Source organism: Pseudomonas vanderleydeniana (assembly GCF_014268755.2).
GTDB lineage: Bacteria > Pseudomonadota > Gammaproteobacteria > Pseudomonadales > Pseudomonadaceae > Aquipseudomonas > Aquipseudomonas vanderleydeniana.
In genome coordinates this window covers 3009890-3029392 of the sequence record NZ_CP077093.1, presented here as the reverse complement: position 1 = coordinate 3029392, position 19503 = coordinate 3009890, and the positions used below count along the sequence as shown (strand labels likewise).

Genomic DNA, 19503 nt, shown 5'->3' with positions numbered 1-19503 from the left:
TTCCGCCAGGGGGATCAAGCCACGGTGTTGGGTAGCACAGGTGCGCGCTGACCGAGCTTGATGAAGGTCGACTTCACCTCCAGGTACTCGTTCAGGCTGTCCACGCCATTCTCACGCCCATATCCGCTCTGCTTGAAACCACCAAATGGCAGTTGCGGCAAGGTTTCCAGGAAGGTGTTCACGAACACTGTGCCACTCTGCAGCTTGCGCGACACCTGGATCGCCTTGTCGACATCCTTGGTCCAGAGCCCGTTACCCAACCCATACTCGGTATCGTTGGCGAGCGCGATGGCTTGCTCAGTGGTCTGGAAGGTGGTGACCGACAAGACTGGACCGAAGATTTCCTCCCGGAAAATACGGTGCTCAGGCTTCACCTCGGTAAAGATAGTCGGGCCGACGAAAAAGCCCTTGTCCAGGCCATTGGCAGTAATGCGTTCACCGCCATACACCAGCTTCGCGCCCTCCTGCTTGGCGATTTCGATGTAGTTGAGCACGCTCTCCAGGTGCTGGCCGTGGATCAGTGCACCGATCTGCACCTTCTCATCCAGCGGCAAGCCGATTACCACCTTTTTGGCACGTTCGACCAACTTGGCGACGAACTCGTCCGCCACCGACTCCTCGATCAGCAGACGAGTCCCGGCCACACACTCCTCCCCCTGATTGAGAATGACCCCGAACAGAACGCCGTCCAGGGCCGCGTCCAGATCGGCATCGGCGAATACCACATTGGCAGCCTTGCCGCCCAGTTCAAGGGCAACACGGGTGAGGTCGGTGGCCGCGGAAGCGGCGATCTGCTTGCCGACACGGGTCGAGCCGGTAAAGGAAACCGTGCTGACCTCGGGATGACGAGTCAGGCGCTCGCCGACTTGCGAGCCGGTACCGGTCACAACGTTGAGCACACCCGCCGGGAGGCCGGCTTCAGCCGCGAGTCTGGCGATTTCAAGGGCCGTGCCCGAGGTCAGCTCCGATGGCTTGATCACCACAGGGCAACCGGCCGCCAGTGCATACGGCAGCTTCTGAAACAGGCAGACCATGGGGAAGTTCCAGGGCACGATCATGCCGACGACACCACGGGCCTCGCGGGTCACCAGGCCAAGTTTGTCCTCACCGGCATGAGTGTACGCTTCACCCTGGATATTCCAGGCGAGCGACGCCGCATAACGGGTCAACTCGGCCGACCAGAGAACCTCACCTTTGGCGTAGGTGATTGGCTTGCCGACTTCTTCGGCCTCAATGAGGGCCAAGCGATCCGCATCACGAACGATCAGGTCGGCGAACGCGTTGAGGATCTTGCCCCGCTCGGACCCCGGAACCGAAGACCAAGCCCCCGACTTGTGGAGGTCGCTGGCGATCTTGACCGCAGCATCGACATCGGCCGCAGTACCGGCGGCAAACTTGGCCAGCAGTTCGCCGTGAGCTGGCGAGGTACGCTCCAGATACTGCGCCGATGCCGGGACGTATTCGGCTCCGTTGATCCAATGGTTGTACTGTCGAACACTCATAGTGATTCCTCGATATTCTCTGTATTCGTTTACATTTCTAGCCAAAGAAAAAGGCTTCACCTACGCCACGCTCGGATCCGATCGGCAATCCAGCGGTTTCAGCAAGCGGGTCTCGATCTCGACTTCAGTATTGAGCGCCAGCAAGGGAGCCTCCTCGGAGGAGGTCATCGCAACGATCTGGTTCGGATTGGGGAATTCGGTAGCCCACAAACCGCACAGATTTTTCCGGGCCGAACTGGCGACACCGTTAATCTGCTGAATGATTCCTGCCGCCTTGCCCGTGGAGCAACGATAGACGTGCAGGTAACGAGCCGCCGCGACCTCCAGACCCTCACCTTCAGCGCGCGGGATAAGAACCTGCAGATGCTGATCGGCCACGTGGCAGGCAGCCTGAGGCAGAAATTTTTCGCGCCAGTCATCCACCTTCAGCAGTTCGGCCCGTAACCGGGCCCTGGCGTCCAGGGATTCATAGCGCCAAACATGGCGGAACGTGACGGTCGATCCGACCTGCTCCAACCACAATCCCTGCAAGCTCCCAAAATCATTGCCCCGGATCGGCATGCACAGATTATTGAACAGTTTCCAATAACGCTCCCAGCTTTCAGCCGTGAAGGTGTACTGGCGCAGTTCGTCGATCATCGCTGTGTCCTCACCAGGCGGTGTAGCCGCCGTCCACCGTGAACATCGCACCGGTGGCAAAGCTGGAGTCCTTCGATGCCAGGAACAGGATCATGTTGGCGATATCCACCGGCTCTCCCATCTTGTTCAGGGGCGAGCGAGCCTCCAGGCCTTTCTTGAAAGCCACTGGATCGGCAACGGTTTCGAAGATCTTGTCGTAGTAGCTGGAAGCGATCACACCAGGGGCGACACTGTTGACACGTACACCATCCAGGGCGTGATCCAACGCCATGGCGCGGGTCAACGCGGCAACGCCACCTTTGGCCGCCACATAAGCGGCACGATCCTTGATACCGACGACAGAAATGGTCGAGGCCAGGTTCACCACGGCCCCACCACCACGGCGGATGATCTCCGGAATGGCGTATTTGGAGCAAAGGAAAACACCCTTGAGGTTGACGTCGATCACGCTGTCCCAGGTTTCCTCGTCCAGGGTAACCACGGTACCGAGCGTACCGAAACCGGCGTTGTTGACCAGGATGTCCAGGCCGCCAAAGTGGCTGACTGCCTGATCCACCATGGCCTTGACCTGTTCGGTGTTCGCCACGTCCGCCTCGACGGCGATGGCGTGCTCGCCCAGCTCTGCCGCGACCTTGCGGGCCAGGTCGATGTTGCGATCAGCCACGACGACCTTGGCACCTTCCTGAACGAACAGCTTTGCAGTGGCTTCGCCGATGCCGGCACCGGCACCCGTGATCAGGGCAACTTGATTCTTGAGTTTCATTGGATGTTTCCTTTTGGTAGACCAGGGGCTCCGCGCAGCCATCGTGGATGGCGGAGCCGGACAGTTGAATGGAATCAGGCCGGAACGTAGTACTTGGCCTTGGCTTGTGGCAGCGGCTTGCGAGCGCGGATGTCGTCAGCGATTTTCTCCGCCATCATGATGATCGGCGCGTTCAGGTTGCCGCTGACGATCTCAGGCATGATCGACGCATCCACGACCCGCAGGTTCGGAATGCCATGCACGCGGGCATGGGCATCCACGACGCTGGTCTTGGGGTCGGTGCCCATCCGGCAAGTGCATGCAGGGTGATAGTTGGTGCCCGCCGACTGGCGAAGCGCGGCCAGGATCTGTTCGTCCGTCTTCACGTGGGCGCCCGGCGTGACCTCTTCTCCGCGATACAGATCCCAGGCTGGCTGAGAAACCACATGGCGGATGGCCTTGACCGCAGCGATGGCGTCGTCCTGGTCTTCCTTGGTTGACAGGAAGTTGAACACGAACTTGGGCGGGGTCTTCGGGTCGGCCGAGGCCAACCAGACACGCCCAGTGCTGGTAGGACGCATGAGGCTGAAAAAGTACTGGAAGCCATCCTCCAGCTTCACGCTGCCGTGCTGGAATTCGCCCAGCATCGGGATGAATTCGAACTGTACATTGGGTACCTTGATTTCATCCCGTGTACGGATGAAGGCACCGACTTCGAAGAAGTTGGTCGCACCGAGACCTTTCTTGAAGAAGGTCCAGAGTGCCCCCAGCTTGAGCTTGCCGACCGGCGTCAGCTCCTTGGCGATCGAGACGTTCTGGGACGAACTGTATTGAACCGGGGCGGCCACATGATCCTTCAGTCCCTCGCCCACCGCAGGCAGGTCGACGAGGCTCGGGATGCCGAATTCAGCCAGGTGCTTTGCGTTGCCGATACCTGACAACATCAGCAGATGCGGCGAATGAATAGCGCCCGCACTCAGGATGACCTCGCGATGGACGTCGACGCTCTCGGCCTTGCCATTACGGGTGAAGTGCACGCGGGTCGCATAGTTGCCTTCGAAGTGGATTTTGGTGACCAGGGCGTTATCGCACACATGCAGGTTTTCACGGCTGCGATTGGTGTGGATGTAGGCCTGCGAGGTGCTCCAGCGAATGCCCTTGTGGACGTTACGCTGAGTGATATGCACCCCTTCCTGCCGATAGCCGTTGTGGTCGGCAATGTGGGCGTACCCCGCCTGCTTGCCCGCGTCCAGGAAGGCCGTGTAGAGGGGGTTGTTGGCGGCACAGGTCTGGATGTGCATCGGGCCCTGGTCACCGCGGTAGTCATCAGCGCCCTTGTCGAAGGTTTCCGCCTTGCGAAAGTACGGCAGGCAATCGTCGTAGCTCCAGCCCTTGAGCCCCATCTCTGCCCAGTTGTCGTAGTCCCACGGGTTGCCCCGCACCCAGTTCATGCCGTTGATCGAAGACGAACCGCCCAGTACCCGGCCACGCGCCTCATAGATCTTGCGGTTATCGAGATGTGCTTCCGGTTCGGAGTGCAGGTACCAGTTGAAGCGATCATCCATCAGTGGAAAACCCAACGCAGCCGGCATCCGAATGAAGATGCTCTTGTCGGTTGGGCCTGCTTCGAGCATCAGCACCGAAACGTCCTTATCCTCGGAAAGCCGCCCTGCCAGCACGCTGCCTGCCGATCCTGATCCGATCACGACGTAGTCGTAGGCTTTATGGGTGTTACGGCCATTGATATCACGCATGGGCTCACCTAAATCTCATTGGAATGGTGCAAATTTTGTAATCGTTTACAAGCGCGAGCACAGAAAAACTCCTGCCACCTAAGTGACAGCCTACGCGCCCTTCGCCTCCTGGACTTCAGCAGTGCAAGCCACATGCCAGTCCAGAATCTGCCTCCAGAAACCCGAAAACCCGGGTTTCTTATAGGTCAGGCGCCCTTTCAAGCGCCCGACCCAGGACCACGTGCTGCTACTGTGCGAACAATGGTAACGTTTTCTGGTAACGATTACATCCCCAATCCACTCGAGACGATTCGTAGCGAGAGGGCTTCGTAGGGATCGAGATCGATGGTCAGCACGCCCTCCGCTCCCAAATCGCCCTCGACTCTTTCGTTGATCATGTCCACCACCGTACCGGGCTGGACGTTCGGTAGCGGAATGGCTTCGCTGATGCTTTCCCGGCCGAAGTTCAGCGCGGTGACCTGGGTGCCCTTGCCGGCCGGCAGCTCGTGCACCATGACGAGCAGGCCGGGGCTGCCGACTTCCGGTACCAGTATCTGCCGACTGCTGGCCAAGCCATAGGCCTGGCGTACCGACACCAGCCTCTTGACCTGGCTCGCAAAGGAATCGGGGCTTTGCAACTGCTCGGACAGCGAGCCGTACAACGACCGCGCCAACGGCATGCCCCTCGCCGACGCCACCGCAGCCGGGTTCAATCCGCCCAGGTCATACGCGCCCCGATGGATCCAGCGCGTATCGCCGTCACCCATCCTCGCCTCGACCTGCTCGCGCTCCAGAGGCAGCGCTCCCACCAGGTCCCAGCCAGACAACGCGAGAACCCCAGGCTGCATGGCGTTGTACATCACCAGCAGCAAGTGCATCTTCTGCACCTGTTGGATATCGTCGGCGGTCAGCGTTGCAAGATCCCGAACGCCCATGGCTGCGGTAATGATGCTCACCGTGGTGCAAGAGACACCATTGGTCACGAAGCGCAGGTTGTAGGGCGCCTGCTCGCCGCTGAGGCGCTCGTACATCTCTTCACGGATGTGTTCGCGCAGGATGCCGCCCGGTAGGGTCTGGCCCTTGTACAAATACATGTCGTGAGCATGCAGGGTCCAGAAGTGCACCAGTTCAAGGGTGAGCTCATCGTGGTTCTGCAGGGCATGAATCAGGGAGGCCGGGTCGATGCCAAAGGCATGCATCTGGTTCAGCATCAGCCGCAGAAACTCGGTATCGCCGGTCAGCAATGCATGCTGGTAGGCCGGCCGGGTGATGAAGTCGTACGACAGATCGGCGCCCCCCTTCGACATCTGGGCAATGTCATCCAGGGTGAGATTGAGTTCCTGGAAGCTGAAACCACCGGCCTTGCGGATCATGCCGCCGAGCAACTGGTTGCCGTTGATCGACAGCGGGTGGCTTTCCGACCAGGCCGTATCGTTGTGACGAATCTCGACGCCGAGGAAGCCGTTGGCATCCAGTCGCAGGCCCCGGGCGCCCAGCCGGTCGAGGGCATGCAGGGCATCACCGATGATCAGTTGCTGCGCCGCGAACGTCGGATCAAGCCAGTTCAGCGACGGCTGCCCATCCTTGAAGTAATGCAGGTACACCCAGCGCCGCGGCTTGCCATCAGCCCCAACCACGACCGGTGTCGCGCTCCAGTCGGTTTCCTTCACGCCGGGCTCGAAAAAGATCACCCGCTGCAACTGGCCCACGGTGTAGCGCCGCTCCTTGAGCAGGTCGCACTGGACCGGGCTGAGGTTGGCGCAGTCGCGCCCCTCGGCAATCTCCGGCAACAGGCCCCAGTCCTCCTCGCGGATCTCCACCATGTGATAGATGCCCGGATAAGGCGCGACGCCCAGCTCCGCCAGGCGGAAATCGGCGCCCTTGCCGGTGTGCGAGGGAATCGAATCATCGATGGTGACCGCATTGTGCGCCGCGGCCACCCGATTCATCCGGATCAGTTCCTCCTCGGTGCCGTAGAGCGGGTCGATGCTCCAGCTGATCCGGTCGAAATTGCCATCGACACTCGGCGTGTACTCCCGCCCCCTGATCCCCCCGGACTGCTTGATGGGCCCGGTATGAACGCCCTGCACGCCGATCGACGACAAGCTGCGCCAGAGCTCTTCATCGCCCAGCGCCTGCAGGACCGAGCCGCCCTCGGCCGTCACGATGGAGTCGGGGTAGACCGTCAGCCAGACGGAAGCAATGGCGGTGGCATCGCGCGGGCGCACCTGGGCGTAGGGGTTCATCCACTGACGAGCCTGCCCCGAGTAGGCCTGCGCGTGGTCCTGCGCCGCCTTGAGCATGGATTGACCAATCAGCCAATCCACGTGGGTTGTATCCGGTTTTGACATAACCTGCGCCTCCCTGATCCACGAAGTTTTCCCGCACTTAAGTTTCAGAGAGGTGCGCGCTGTAATCGTTCGCAAGAAAAAGAAGGGATCGATTGATCAGCCAGGCTACGGCTTAAAGAAACTCGGCAAAATCAATGCGTAATCGTTATCATGAGAGTCACCCATAAGCGAAAAAAGACCTGAAAACCGTGGCGAACAAGGAGGCCAGTGTGAGCGGGACGGTGAAATCTGTCGGCAGAGTGACGGTAACGGACGTGGCCAAGGCTGCCGGCGTGTCAGTAGCGACGGTGTCGCGCAGCTTCAACCTACCGACCCATGTTCGCGATGACGTCAGGGAAAAGGTGCTGGCCGTGGCAGCGAAACTCGGCTACAGCCCGAACCCGGCAGCCAAGGCCTTGAGACTGCAGAAAACCAATCTGATCGGGGCCATCATCCCAACCCTCGATCATGCGATCTACGCCACCATGGTCAAGAGCTTCCAGGAACGGCTGGCAGAGTACGGTTACGTGGTGTACGTGCTCAGTTGCGGGTTCGACTCCGGCGCCATCTTCGACAAGGTCAAGCTGCTCGTCGAGCGCGGGGTGGAAGCCTTGCTGATCGTGGGTGACGTGACTGACGATAACCTCAAGCGCTACCTCCAGGACTACCGCATGCCGGTCGTCTGCACCTACTCGTACCTGTCCGACCGGGAATTCCCCTTCATCGGTTTCGACAACTATCAAGCCACGCGCCAGCTCGTGGAATACCTGTTGGGCCTAGGTCATCGCAACATGGCGATGCTCACGGGACCGATCAAGGGTAATGACCGCCAACAGGCACGCTACCAGGCGTTCAAGGACACCTTGGAGGGCTACCGCGAGCGTTGCAGTCATTCGATGTACGAGGCCGAAACGGGCTACACCATTGAGTTCGGAGAGCGCACCCTGCGCCGCATCCGCCTGGAGCGCCCCGAAGTGACGGCAGTCATCTGCAACAGCGATGTGATTGCATTCGGCGTTCTGTCGGCCTGCAAGAAGTTGCAACTCAACGTGCCTAAAGAGATCTCGGTGGTCGGGTATGACAACCTGGAGTTCGCCGAGTACCTCGACCCGCCGCTCACCACGCTGGCCATTCCTGCCAGTGAAATGGGCTTGCGAAGCGCTGAAGCCCTGATTGGCAAGCTCAAGCACGGGGCCGAGATTCGCCCGCTTCTGCTCGGCACACAACTGATGATCAGGCAATCCAGCGACGCCATCTGACTCCACCCTCCGGCGGCCCTGACCACGATTGTCGTGCCCAGGGCCTTGCCACTCTCCTCAACGGGCGACCTGAGCGTCAGGACAGACGTAGCCCGTACGCGCCCGCCTGCGCAAATGACTGATCGTCAGCAAGACGAACGCCAGCAGGGGAATGATCATTGACAGCTTAAGGCCGTAGGACTCGGCCAGATGACCGATAATAGGCGGAGCCAGTAGAAAACCGGTGTATCCCAGGGTGCCGTTCATTGCCAGGCCTAGACCGGGTGCACCGGGATAGGCCCGACTGGCCTGGCTGTAGAGCAATGGCGTCATGTTCGCCAGCCCCAGGCCCACCAGAATGAAACCGGCAATTGATGTCACCGGTTCCGGCACGAGAATGGCCAGGAAAACCCCTGCTCCACCGACGATGCCGGAAAGCGTCATGACACCATGGCTACCGAGTTTCCGGATGAGCAGGTCACCCGCCAAGCGACCGACGGCCATCGCCAGGCTGAATGCGCCGAAAGCGAATGCAGCAATACTCGTCGAAGTGTGGCTCACGTCAGTGAGATAGAGCGAGCTCCAATCGATGACCGTCCGCTCCACGAACAGCGAGAGGAAAGTCAGGCCGGCGATCACCAGGAGGGCGCGGTTCGGCCAGGCAAAACTTCTCACCCGCTGGCGAACCACGCACGCGGGATCGATTTCCGGTTGCAGATCGCCCATCCAGCGCACACTCGCCAGGGTCGTCAGCAACATCAGTCCACCCGATACCCACATGCATTGGGCCAAGCCGAGAGTGCCTGAGAGCATGGTTGCCACGGTCGAGGCTCCAGCCAGCCCGCCCAGGCTGAAAACGGCATGGAACGAAGACATCAGAGGTCGCTGCTGTTTTGCCTCGATCAACGAACCATGCGTGTTCATCGCCACGTCCAGGATGCTGTTCGCAATACCAAGGCAGAAAATGGCGGCGGCAAGCGCCATCAGCGAGTCGGCCATGGCACACAGGGGGAGCACCGCCGAGACCAGCAATCCTCCCAACAGTACCGTCGTACGACTGCCCAGCTTCGTGGCGATCGCACCGGCCAGGCACATCATGAGCATGGTGCCAGCGGCAAATGCACTGAGGGCAAAACCCAGTTCGGAGTCGGTCAGGCCGAGCCCCTGCTTCATGCCGGGAATGTTGGTTGCCCAGATGGCGAGTACCGCACCATTGGCAAAAAATACACCCGAGGTTGCAACACGGGCACGTCGTAAAAGCGGTGTGCAAGGCAAAGTCATTCCCCTCTTGCGATTATTATTGACTGGGGTAACGCTTGTTGAAAGCCGCTTTGCAATGCCAATCCCGGCGCACGGCCGGGACTGGTAATCGATTACAAAGCCAGGCAAACGTTAACAGATATCCGGGGTTGTCGTCGCCTCCAGAATCATCAGGCTGCCTGCCGGAGCGCGTTAAGCGAACGATCACCCTTGATTCGCGCCCAGCCCACATACAGCACCGCTGGCACGATCAAAGCCGGTATCCAGGCCACATCCGCGCCGATCAGCACCGAGAAATAGCTGTGGTAGAACGACACATCCATGAACGGAATCGTAGAGGCCACCCCCAGCAGGAAGATGATCATGGTCGACCAGCTGTACCTGCCATAGATCCCATCCACGTCATACATATCCGCGACCACGTATTTACCCTTCTTCACCAGGTAGTAGTCAGCCAGGTTGATCGCGCTCCACGGTACGAGGAAATACACCTGGGCCACCAGGATATCGGCGAAGTACGCGTTGAAGTTGTACTGGGTCGCCACAGCGATCAGGGTCGCGGCCAATGCAGTCAACCCCATGACCACGAACTTGGTGCGCCGGCTGATTCGCTTCATGCCCTTCATGCCCGAGAAGATGGTCATGCCGGCCATGTAGGCGCTGTAGAGGTTCAGTGCGTTGATCTCCAGCACGCCAAGCACCACGATCAACATCGCCACCTTGCTCCATGGACCGAAGAAACTGGCGATTGCATTACCCGGATTGGAAGTGACATCGGTGAACATCGTCGCCAGCAGCGCACCAAGCAGCATGACCAGGCAGGCCCCCAGCAGGTTGCCGAAATAGCTGTACCAGAAGGTCTCGCGAGAAGAGATGTCCGGCGGCAGATAACGGGAATAGTCCGCGACGTAGGGACCGAAGCCCAGCGTCCAGGAGGCCGCCTGGGTCACGGTCAAGGCAAAGGCCGCGAGAGTGAACCCCTGTGTCATGTCCATGGCGCCAACCGGCAACGGGTGCTGGAGCGCCAGAGCGGCCACGATCAGGAAGATCCCGCCGGACAAGGCGGTCATGATCGCCCCGAAACGGTGGATCAGCTCATACCCGATATAGCCGATGATGAATGACACCAGGCCAAACAACACGATGGCCGTATTGTCGCCCACGTCCATGAACGACTTGATCGCATCGCGCATCACCACCCCGTTGGCCGCAGTGAACAGCACGAACGACAGGTAGTTGATCAGCAAGGGAAAGCCGGCACCGAGGACACCGAACTGCGCCCGACTCTGAATCATCTGTGGAATGCCCAGGTGCGGCCCCTGGGTGGAGTGCGCGGCCATGAAGACCGTACCGATGACACAGCCCAGGATCAGCGCGAAGCATGTCCAAGCCAGACTCAAACCTGCCACGATCCCGAGGCTGCCGACCACCAGTGTGGTCACTTGCATGTTCGCACTGAACCAGATGGTGAAGAGCCGGCGCGGATGACCGTAACGCTCCTCCAGGGGTACAAACTCGATGCTTCTTTTCTCGATGTCCATCGTTAGCCTCTCTTGGGCACGCTGTTTCTTATAGGTTGGCAAGAGGCCTGTTGCCAGGCCGAACCATTCTCTGTAAAGGATTACATCCCTGTGCAAAAAAAGAGGCTTTCCCCGCCAGGTCAGCCCTGAACATAGCCTCTGTAAAGGATTACAAGGCAAGGCTTGTGCCAAACTTCCGTAATATTGCCGAATACCGCGCAGCCCCCAGGCCAGGCGGGCTCGCCAGTCACGATCCAGCCCTGGCCCCGAGCAAGCGGACGACCCCGTGTATTGATTCGTAACAGTGCAAGCGGAAGATGTGCCGCACGGAAACAGTGCCGCCAGCACATCAACGCGCAAAAACAAATCGCCCCGTATTGCACGGGGCGATGAAGAAAGGAAAACGTACCACCGGTCAGTGGGGCCTGATGGCCGAAGGCGCGGTCATTTTCAGCGTAGGTAGCGGCTGGCTCCTGCCACCAGGGCCAGGCCGCCGGCGACAATGATCAGCGAGAGGGTGAGCGAAGTGGCGTGCGCCACAAAACCGATGAATGCCGGACCGGCCAGCACGCCGGCGTATCCCACCGTCGTCATTGCCGGTACTGCCGAGGAAGGTGGCATCGAAGTCTGCCGTCCCACTGCCGAGAACAGCGCAGGCACGATGTTCGCGCACCCAAGACCGACCAAGGCACAACCTGTCAGCGAAAGACTCCAATGCGGGCTGAACAACATGACACCCAGCCCCATCGACGCCACCAAGGCCCCCATTCCCACCATGCGCCGATAGCCCAGGCGATGGGCCAAGGCATCACCGGCCAACCGCATGATCGTCATCGTGCAGGCGAACGCGCCATAGGCCAGCCCCGCGAGGTTGGCATCCAACCCGCGAGCGGTCACCAGAAAGACACCACTCCAATCGAGCATGGCCCCCTCGGCGAGGAACGTGATGGAGCAGAGCACGCCCAGAAAGAGCACCTCTCCCCGGGGTACTGCGAACATCGGCGCCCGGTCGCCCGCTGTTTTTCTCTCAGGCTCGCCCTGCAGCCCGGGGATCGACCGCCATGCAATCACCAGGCAACCGGCCACGGCTATCAACGTTGCCCAAAACGCCAGCAAGCCGAGCTTCAACATGAGCGTCATGGCCAGCGCTCCCAGCACACCGCCGAGACTGAACATTCCGTGAAACCCGGACATCACCGGCCTCTTGCAACGAGCACTGACGGCAACCGCCTGCACATTGATCGCACAGCCCTGCACGCCGACGCCCATACCGAACACGGTCACGGTCACCGCGAGCAGCGGCACACTGCCGAGGGTCGCCAACAATGGCAACATGGCCAGCATGACCCCAGTGGCGACCAGGATGACTTTCCGACAGCCCACGCGTGCGACCAGCCCGCCCCCCAGGGGCATGGCAATGATCGATCCGACACCCAGCCCCAGCAATAACAGGCCCAGCGCCCCTTCATCGAGCCCTGTCCGTTGCTTGAGAAGCGGCACCAATGGCGCCCACGCGGCGAGGCATAACCCCAGGACAAGAAAAACCAGCCGTGTCGCTGTGATGGATTCAGCCAGATCCCTCCCGGCCTCTTCACCCACGACACGCTCGAACGTCTTACTGAACACCTTCACCTCTCAGGCAGCAGCTATCAATGGCAAGGAACTTGCTTCTCCTTGTAATCCTTTTCATGATAGCCAGCCGGGAGACTGACATGCACGCACTTTGTTCGATGGCAGGTATTCGGAAAATACGCCTGGATGACCCCGGGAACGTTGCAGATACGCCTCTTGGCGATACAACGGTCCAGAGCGGCAAAACCGGGCAGGCGTTGCCCCTGGCGAGCGAAACCACAGAAGTACCACCGACGGAAGCCGTTGCCCCGAAAGGCTGGTGGGCTCGGGTGACCCGTGCCTTGCATCCTGCGCGGTGAAATGTAACAAACCTGCCCCGTGCACTGATCGCGGTGCAAACAGCCAGGCAGGACGCCCAGCCTTGAGACTGGGCGCCCTCACCTTTACAGCGCCCCCTTCGTCTTAAGTCTGAATTGATGAAGCAGCGGCTCGGTGTATCCATTGGGCTGCGCGGCCCCTTCAAAGACCAGTGCACAGGCGGCCTGGAAAGCCATCGAGCGATCAAAGTCATCGGCCATCGGGCGGTAGTGCTGATCTCCGCGGTTCTGCTCGTCGACCTTGCGCGCCATTCGCTTGAGGGTGCCCAGTACCTGCTCGGCGCTGACGACACCATGGCGCAACCAGTTGGCCATATGCTGGCTGGAGATACGCAGTGTGGCTCGGTCCTCCATGAGACCGACATCATGAATGTCCGGCACCTTGGAACAGCCGATGCCCTGCTCCACCCAGCGCACCACATAGCCGAGCAACCCCTGGGCGTTGTTGTCGAGCTCTTCGGCGATCGCCTCGGCAGTCCACGTTGGCTGCCCGGCGACCGGCACGGTCAGCAGTCCTTCGAGCAGTGAATCGCGCTCATGTTCCAGGTTCACGGCCTGCAGTTCAGCCTGTACAGCCTTGACGTCCACTTGGTGATAGTGAAGTGCGTGCAAGGTTGCGGCTGTCGGCGAAGGCACCCACGCGGTGTTGGCGCCCGCGCGTGGATGGGCGACCTTCTGTTCCAGCATCGCCGCCATCTGGTCGGGGATTGCCCACATGCCCTTGCCGATCTGGGCGCGTCCAGCCAAGCCGCACGCCAGGCCGACCAGCACGTTGTTGCGTTCGTAGGCATTGATCCATGGGGTACTCTTCATGTCGCCCTTGCGCAGGACCGCACCGGCCTCCATCGCCGTATGAATCTCGTCACCGGTACGATCGAGGAAGCCGGTGTTGATGAAGGCCACCCGCGCCGACGCAGCACCGATACAGGTGCGCAGGTTGATACTGGTACGGCGCTCCTCATCCATGATGCCCATTTTCAGCGTGTACGGCGGTAGCTCAAGCAGGGCCTCCACACGACCGAATAACTGATCGGCAAAGGCAACCTCCGCCGGGCCATGCATTTTCGGTTTCACGATGTAGATCGACCCCCGGCGGGAATTGCGTCGGGTCGCCAGATCACGTTTGGCAATCAACGTCGTGACCACCGTATCGAGAATACCTTCGGGGATTTCACGACCGCCTGCATAGAGAATCGCCGGATTGGTCATCAGGTGGCCGACGTTGCGCACGAACATCAACGAGCGTCCCGGCAGGCTGAAAGTCTCGCCATCGGCCCTGACATACTGCCGGTCGGGGTTCAGACTTCGCGTGAAGGTGCGACCGCCCTTGCTGATCCTTTCCTCAAGGGTGCCCGACATCAGGCCCAGCCAGTTGCGGTAAACCTGTACCTTGTCGGCCGCATCCACCGCCGCCACCGAGTCCTCGCAGTCGAGGATGGTGCTCAGTGCCGCCTCGATCAGCAGGTCCTTGATCCCTGCCCTGTCGGTCTGACCGATCGCACTTTCGCGATCGATCTGGATCTCGACATGCAGTCCGTGATGTTTCAACAGGATCGCCGACGGTCGATCCGCCACGCCCTGGTAGCCGACGAATCGCTCAGGATCACGCAGCGCCGTCTGCACACCGTCGACCCAGGCCACGAGATGTCCCTGGATGACCTGGTAAGCCGTCACCTGAGCATGTCCCCCCACTGCCAACGGTGCGATCTGGTCCAGCAAGGCCTTGGCGAACTCGATGACTTTTGCACCGCGCACCGGATTGTAGGATCCGCCGGCCTGCGCGCCACCGGCGTCACTGATCGCATCGGTGCCGTACAAAGCGTCGTACAACGACCCCCAGCGTGCATTGGCCGCATTCAGCGTATAACGTGCATTTGACATGGGCACGACCAATTGAGGTCCGGCCTGCAACGCCAACTCATCGTCAACGTTCTCGGTCGTCACCTGGACACCTGAATCATCGGCTACCAGGTACCCGATTCTTGTCAGAAATCCACGATACGCTTGCATGTCCTTGACCGGCCCCGGATACGCACGATGCCATTCATCCAACTGAAGCTGAATCTGGTCACGCACATCCAGCAGGGCCTGGTTCCTGGGTGACAGGTCATGAACCAGGGCATCAAATCCTTCCCAGAACCGGGCTGCGTCAACACCACTTCCTGGCAGGGCTTCGTGCTCAATGAATGATGCCAACTCAGCGGCCACCAACAGGCGATGTCTCTCGATTCGTTTGCTCATCATCACGTCCCCTTAAACGATACTCGCGGCACCGGCGCTAGCGACCTGTGCATCCTGTGCAGCCTTCACTCCTGAAACCCCTACTGCGCCGACGACAAGGCCCCCGACACGAATCGGCACGCCGCCCTCCAGCGACGTCAATGCAGGCGCCGACAGAAAAGCCGTGCGCCCGCCATTGACCATCTCTTCGTAGACCTTGGACTCGCGCCGACCCAAGGCGGCAGTACGAGCTTTCTCCAAGGCGATGTAGGCACCAATCGGCGCACAGCCGTCCAGACGCTCCAGAGCCAGGGGGTGACCGCCGTCGTCAACCACCGCAATAGCCACATCCCAATGGTTGGCCTGCGCGTCTGCTCGTGCAGCAGCCATGATCCTGGTGACGTCATCCAAGGTGAGTAGCGGCTTGGTCTGCATGTGTTGTCCTCGTCTGATGATGGTGAAAGGGTGTATGGGTCAGCGCTTCATCCACCAGTTCGATCCAGTGGCGTACAGGCGTGCGGCCTGCCCCGTTCAAATGGGTTTGGCAACCGATGTTGGCGGTGGCGATGACCTGCGGTCTGCCGCTTTCGAGCGCGTTGAGCTTGTGGTCCCGCAACTGCCGGGAGAGCTCGGGCTGGGTCAGGGAATAGGTACCTGCCGAGCCGCAGCAAAGATGGCCGTCGGGTACTGCGGTGAGGTTGAACCCCAGTCGTGTCAGCACCTCTTCAACCGCGCCCCCCAGGCGCTGGGCGTGTTGCAGCGTGCAGGGACAATGACAGGCAATCTTGAGATCGGGATGAAGCCCGAGGTCCTGCAACGGCTCAGCCCGCAGGACCTCGACCAGGTCCACCGCCAGGGCGCTGATGCGCTTGGCCTTGTCGGCGTAGTGCGGATCACGCTCGAGCAGTTGCCAGTATTCCTTGACGAAGGCACCACAGCCGCTGGCGGTCATGATGATCGCCTGCGCACCGGCCTCGACAGCAGGCCACCAGGCGTCGATATTGCGCCGGGCACGAGCCAGGCCTTTTTCCTGGGCATTGAGGTGATAGTCCACGGCGCCACAGCAACCGGCTTCGCGGGCAGCCACCGTGCTGATGCCCAGCCGATCCAGCACCCTCGCCGCCGCGGCATTGGTGTTGGGCGACAGGCTCGGTTGCACGCACCCTTCGAGCATCAGCACCTGGCGAGCATGTCGTACCGACGGCCGATTCCCTGCGGGCCGCACCTCTTCCGGGATCTTGTCCCTGAGCGTCGACGGTAGCACCGGGCGCAGTGCACGCCCGGTGCGCAGCAACAGGCTGAACACCACAGGCTCGGCCAACACCAGGCGCAGCCCGGCACGCAGGGACTGTTCGGCCAGCGAACGCGGAACCGCCTCTTCGACCACCGCCCGGCCGATGTCCAGGAGGTTGTGGTACTTCACCCCCGAGGGACAGGTGGACTCGCAGTTGCGGCAGCTCAGGCAGCGATCCAGGTGCTGCCGGGTACTGGCCGAAGGGGGCTGCCCCTCCAGCAGTTCCTTCATCAGGTAGATGCGTCCCCGGGGCCCGTCCAACTCGTCGCCGAGTAACTGATAGGTCGGGCAGGTCGCGTTGCAGAAGCCGCAGTGCACACAGCTTCTCAGGATGGCCTCGGCCTCCTGCGCGCGTGGCAGGGAGCGGGCCTGTTCACTCAGATGGGTCTGCATGCGCTCAAAGCTCCTTGTACAGGCGGCCGGGGTTGAAGATGCCCTGCGGGTCGAGCCGGGTCTTGAGCTGGCGGTGGTAGCGCAGCAGCCCTTCCGGCAGCGGGTGGAACGGTGAGTCGCCGCCTGAAAAGCAGGTGGCATGCCCACCGGCCTGGCCGACGACGTGCCGAATCCGCTGGGGCTCGGCATCGCTCTTGAGCCAGCGCTGGGCTCCGCCCCAATCGACCAGTTGTTCACCGGGCAAGTCCAGTGGCGCGGCAATGGCCGGCACGGACAGGCGCCATAACGGTCGCGGGTCAGCGAAGAACGCCAGGCGGTGCTCTTTCAGGCCTTCCCAGAAGCCCGGCTCGACGGTCTCGCACCCCAGGCGATCGCGGGCGGCATGTACAGACCCCTCCCCGCCTTCCAGGCGCAGGTGCAAGGCGCTGCCATCATGGCAGGCCGCGCTGATCGGCAACGGTTGTCGGCCCCATTCGGCCAGGCGTTGCATGGCGCCTGGCAAGTCCACCTCCAACCGCAGATTGGCCACTGCACGCGGTTTGGGCAGCACCTTCAAAGAAACTTCGGTGATCAGGCCAAGACAGCCGAAGCTGCCGGCCATCAATCGGGAAACGTCATAGCCGGCGACGTTCTTCATGACCTCGGCGCCAAACCGCAGGTGCTGCGCATGACCGTTGATCACCCGCGTGCCGAGCACGAAGTCACGCACCGAACCCGCCCAGGGACGACGTGGGCCGGACAAGCCAGCCGCAACCATGCCACCCACGGTAGCCCCGGGACCGTGATGCGGCGGCTCGCATGGCAGGCACTGTCCGTATTCGGCCAAGGTGGCCTCAAGCACCCGCAGGGGGGTCCCGGCACGTGCCGTGATGATCAGTTCGGTGGGGTCATAATTGACGATGCCCTGGTGGGCCCGGGTATCGAGGACCTGCCCCTCCACTGCCCGGCCCAGCCATGTCTTGGACTGCCCGCCGCGGATATCCAGGTGAATGCCCGAATCCAGGGCAGCCCTCACCTGATCGAGCAGTTGGGCACTGGTGTCGCAAGCCGTCTCATGCATCAGAAGCGCTCCAGTTCAGGAAAAGGTAGTTGGCCGTGATGCACATGCATCGCCCCGAACTCGGCACAACGATGCAGGGTGGGAATGTTCTTGCCTGGGTTCAAGAGCCCCGCCGGATCGAAAGCTGCCTTGATCGCATGAAACGCAGTGAGTTCTTCGGCGTTGAACTGGGCGCACATCTGGTTGATCTTCTCGCGGCCTACGCCATGCTCGCCGGTGATGCTGCCGCCAACCGACACGCACAGTTCCAGGATCCGTCCGCCGAGCTGCTCGGCCCGTTCCAACTCGCCCGGCCTGTTGGCATCGAAGAGAATCAGCGGGTGCATGTTGCCGTCCCCGGCATGAAAGACGTTGGCCACGCGCAGCTCGTATTCGCGGGACAACTCGGCGATGCTGTTCAATACCCCCGGCAGTGCCCGACGGGGGATGGTGCCATCCATGCAGTAGTAGTCCGGCGAGAGACGCCCGACGGCGGGAAAAGCATTCTTGCGCCCGGCCCAGAAACGCACGCGCTCGGCTTCGTCCTGGGCCAGGCGCACTTCGGTGGCCCCGGCCTCGATCAGGATCTGGCGAACGCGGGCGCAGTCATCATGGACATCCGACTCCACTCCATCCAGCTCGCAGAGCAGGATGGCTGCCGCGTCAACCGGGTAACCGGCGTGAATGAAGTCCTCGGCGGCGCGGATCGCCAGGTTGTCCATCATCTCCAGCCCGCCGGGAATGATGCCTGCGGCAATGATACTGCCAACCGCAGCCCCAGCCTTCTCCACCGAGTCGAACGCCGCCAGCAGTACCTTGGCGACCTGGGGCTTGGGCAGCAGCTTGACCGTGACCTCCGTCACCACCCCGAGCATGCCCTCAGAGCCAGTGAACAGCGCCAACAGGTCGAAACCCGGGCAGTCCAGGCTCTCGGCGCCCAGTGTCAGTTTTTCGCCCTCAACGGTGAGAATCTCGACCTGCAGCAGGTTATGTACGGTCAGCCCGTACTTGAGGCAGTGCACGCCGCCGGCGTTCTCGGCGACATTCCCGCCGATCGAGCAGGCGATCTGCGACGAGGGATCGGGCGCGTAGTAGAGGTTCAGGGGGGCTGCGGCCTGAGAAATGGCCAGGTTGCGCACGCCGGGCTGGACCCGTGCATAACGCCCTTGTGCGTTGATCTCAAGGATCCGATTGAACCGGGACATCACCAGCAGCACGCCCTGCTCCAGCGGCAACGCGCCGCCGGAAAGCCCGGTACCACTGCCTCGCGCGACAACGGGGACCTGCAGGCGGTGACAGATCCTGAGTATCGATTGAACCTGCTCGACGCGTTCGGGCAGCAGCACCAACAGCGGCATCGTGCGATACGCGGACAAGCCATCGCACTCATAAGGCCTGAGGTCCTCGCTGCGGCTCAGGACGGTCAGGTCGGGCAGTTCCACTTCCAGCGCGGATAACAGCTGTCGCTTGTCGACTCGCGGCAGAACGCCGTCGAGGTGTTCGTCATAGAGAATGTTCATGGTCACTACGCTCACGGCTATTGTTGTTGTGTCCTGGTAGCCCCAGGCATGAACACATTCATCATTTGCCGAGCACGGCTTGTCGTCCAGCGCCGAAAGAAGTGGTAAGACCAGTATTCGTCTG

The 19503-nt window shown here is 61.1% G+C and carries 14 protein-coding genes; 1 reads left to right on the top strand and 13 read right to left on the bottom strand.

From position 1 onward, the window contains the following. Positions 1–14 precede the first annotated feature (14 nt). The 5 genes from HU752_RS13680 to treS all read right to left on the bottom strand — a co-directional run bounded on the left by HU752_RS13680 (position 15) and on the right by treS (position 6967). Positions 15–1502, bottom strand: a complete 1488-nt coding sequence (locus HU752_RS13680; protein WP_186680231.1) for an aldehyde dehydrogenase family protein — start codon at positions 1500–1502, stop codon at positions 15–17. A gap of 60 nt (positions 1503–1562) precedes the next feature. Then, positions 1563–2141 (bottom strand): NIPSNAP family protein, encoded by a 579-nt coding sequence (locus HU752_RS13675; RefSeq protein WP_186680228.1) that lies wholly within the window; start codon positions 2139–2141, stop codon positions 1563–1565. A gap of 10 nt (positions 2142–2151) precedes the next feature. Then, positions 2152–2904, bottom strand: coding sequence for an SDR family oxidoreductase (locus HU752_RS13670; RefSeq protein ID WP_186680225.1), 753 nt, complete (start codon positions 2902–2904; stop codon positions 2152–2154). Positions 2905–2978: 74 nt separating this feature from the next. Then, positions 2979–4637, bottom strand: a complete 1659-nt coding sequence (locus HU752_RS13665; RefSeq protein WP_186680223.1) for a choline dehydrogenase — start codon at positions 4635–4637, stop codon at positions 2979–2981. A gap of 263 nt (positions 4638–4900) precedes the next feature. Further along, entirely contained in the window at positions 4901–6967 is a 2067-nt protein-coding gene (gene treS, locus HU752_RS13660; protein ID WP_186680221.1) for a maltose alpha-D-glucosyltransferase, read from the bottom strand. Between the two features lie 209 nt (positions 6968–7176). Between treS and HU752_RS13655 the strand changes: the two genes are divergently transcribed. After that, entirely contained in the window at positions 7177–8205 is a 1029-nt protein-coding gene (locus tag HU752_RS13655; protein ID WP_186680219.1) for a LacI family DNA-binding transcriptional regulator, read from the top strand. Positions 8206–8262: 57 nt separating this feature from the next. Here the strand turns inward: HU752_RS13655 and HU752_RS13650 are convergent, their stop codons facing one another. The 8 genes from HU752_RS13650 to glcD form a co-directional block, all read right to left on the bottom strand. After that, positions 8263–9465, bottom strand: a complete 1203-nt coding sequence (locus HU752_RS13650) for an MFS transporter (protein WP_186680218.1) — start codon at positions 9463–9465, stop codon at positions 8263–8265. A gap of 149 nt (positions 9466–9614) precedes the next feature. Then, positions 9615–10985, bottom strand: a complete 1371-nt coding sequence (locus HU752_RS13645) for a purine-cytosine permease family protein (protein WP_186680216.1) — start codon at positions 10983–10985, stop codon at positions 9615–9617. A 429-nt stretch (positions 10986–11414) separates the two neighbouring features. Beyond that, on the bottom strand, positions 11415–12563 hold the full coding sequence (locus HU752_RS13640) for an MFS transporter (protein WP_186680304.1): 1149 nt from the start codon (positions 12561–12563) through the stop codon (positions 11415–11417). A 416-nt stretch (positions 12564–12979) separates the two neighbouring features. Next, complete coding sequence (locus HU752_RS13635) at positions 12980–15154, bottom strand: malate synthase G (protein ID WP_186680301.1); 2175 nt, start codon at positions 15152–15154, stop codon at positions 12980–12982. Between the two features lie 12 nt (positions 15155–15166). Further along, positions 15167–15568 carry a heme-binding protein gene (locus HU752_RS13630; protein ID WP_186680214.1) on the bottom strand — a complete coding sequence of 134 codons (402 nt, stop codon included), beginning with the start codon at positions 15566–15568 and terminating at the stop codon, positions 15167–15169. Beyond that, on the bottom strand, positions 15537–16820 hold the full coding sequence (glcF, locus tag HU752_RS13625) for a glycolate oxidase subunit GlcF (RefSeq protein ID WP_186680212.1): 1284 nt from the start codon (positions 16818–16820) through the stop codon (positions 15537–15539). The genes HU752_RS13630 and glcF overlap by 32 nt, the downstream gene beginning before the upstream one ends. A gap of 4 nt (positions 16821–16824) precedes the next feature. Further along, positions 16825–17880 (bottom strand): glycolate oxidase subunit GlcE, encoded by a 1056-nt coding sequence (glcE, locus tag HU752_RS13620; RefSeq protein WP_186680183.1) that lies wholly within the window; start codon positions 17878–17880, stop codon positions 16825–16827. Continuing rightward, positions 17880–19379 (bottom strand): glycolate oxidase subunit GlcD, encoded by a 1500-nt coding sequence (glcD, locus tag HU752_RS13615; protein ID WP_186680180.1) that lies wholly within the window; start codon positions 19377–19379, stop codon positions 17880–17882. The genes glcE and glcD overlap by 1 nt, the downstream gene beginning before the upstream one ends. Positions 19380–19503: the final 124 nt, after the last annotated feature.

What these genes read in the sequence shown, in the direction of transcription:
- HU752_RS13680 (WP_186680231.1), bottom strand. Translation starts at nt 1,502, where the DNA reads ATGAGTGTTCGACAGTACAACCATTGGATCAACGGAGCCGAATACGTC.
- HU752_RS13675 (WP_186680228.1), bottom strand. Translation starts at nt 2,141, where the DNA reads ATGATCGACGAACTGCGCCAGTACACCTTCACGGCTGAAAGCTGGGAG.
- HU752_RS13670 (WP_186680225.1), bottom strand. Translation starts at nt 2,904, where the DNA reads ATGAAACTCAAGAATCAAGTTGCCCTGATCACGGGTGCCGGTGCCGGC.
- HU752_RS13665 (WP_186680223.1), bottom strand. Translation starts at nt 4,637, where the DNA reads ATGCGTGATATCAATGGCCGTAACACCCATAAAGCCTACGACTACGTC.
- treS (WP_186680221.1), bottom strand. Translation starts at nt 6,967, where the DNA reads ATGTCAAAACCGGATACAACCCACGTGGATTGGCTGATTGGTCAATCC.
- HU752_RS13650 (WP_186680218.1), bottom strand. Translation starts at nt 9,465, where the DNA reads ATGACTTTGCCTTGCACACCGCTTTTACGACGTGCCCGTGTTGCAACC.
- HU752_RS13645 (WP_186680216.1), bottom strand. Translation starts at nt 10,985, where the DNA reads ATGGACATCGAGAAAAGAAGCATCGAGTTTGTACCCCTGGAGGAGCGT.
- HU752_RS13635 (WP_186680301.1), bottom strand. Translation starts at nt 15,154, where the DNA reads ATGAGCAAACGAATCGAGAGACATCGCCTGTTGGTGGCCGCTGAGTTG.
- HU752_RS13630 (WP_186680214.1), bottom strand. Translation starts at nt 15,568, where the DNA reads ATGCAGACCAAGCCGCTACTCACCTTGGATGACGTCACCAGGATCATG.
- glcF (WP_186680212.1), bottom strand. Translation starts at nt 16,820, where the DNA reads ATGCAGACCCATCTGAGTGAACAGGCCCGCTCCCTGCCACGCGCGCAG.
- glcE (WP_186680183.1), bottom strand. Translation starts at nt 17,880, where the DNA reads ATGCATGAGACGGCTTGCGACACCAGTGCCCAACTGCTCGATCAGGTG.
- glcD (WP_186680180.1), bottom strand. Translation starts at nt 19,379, where the DNA reads ATGAACATTCTCTATGACGAACACCTCGACGGCGTTCTGCCGCGAGTC.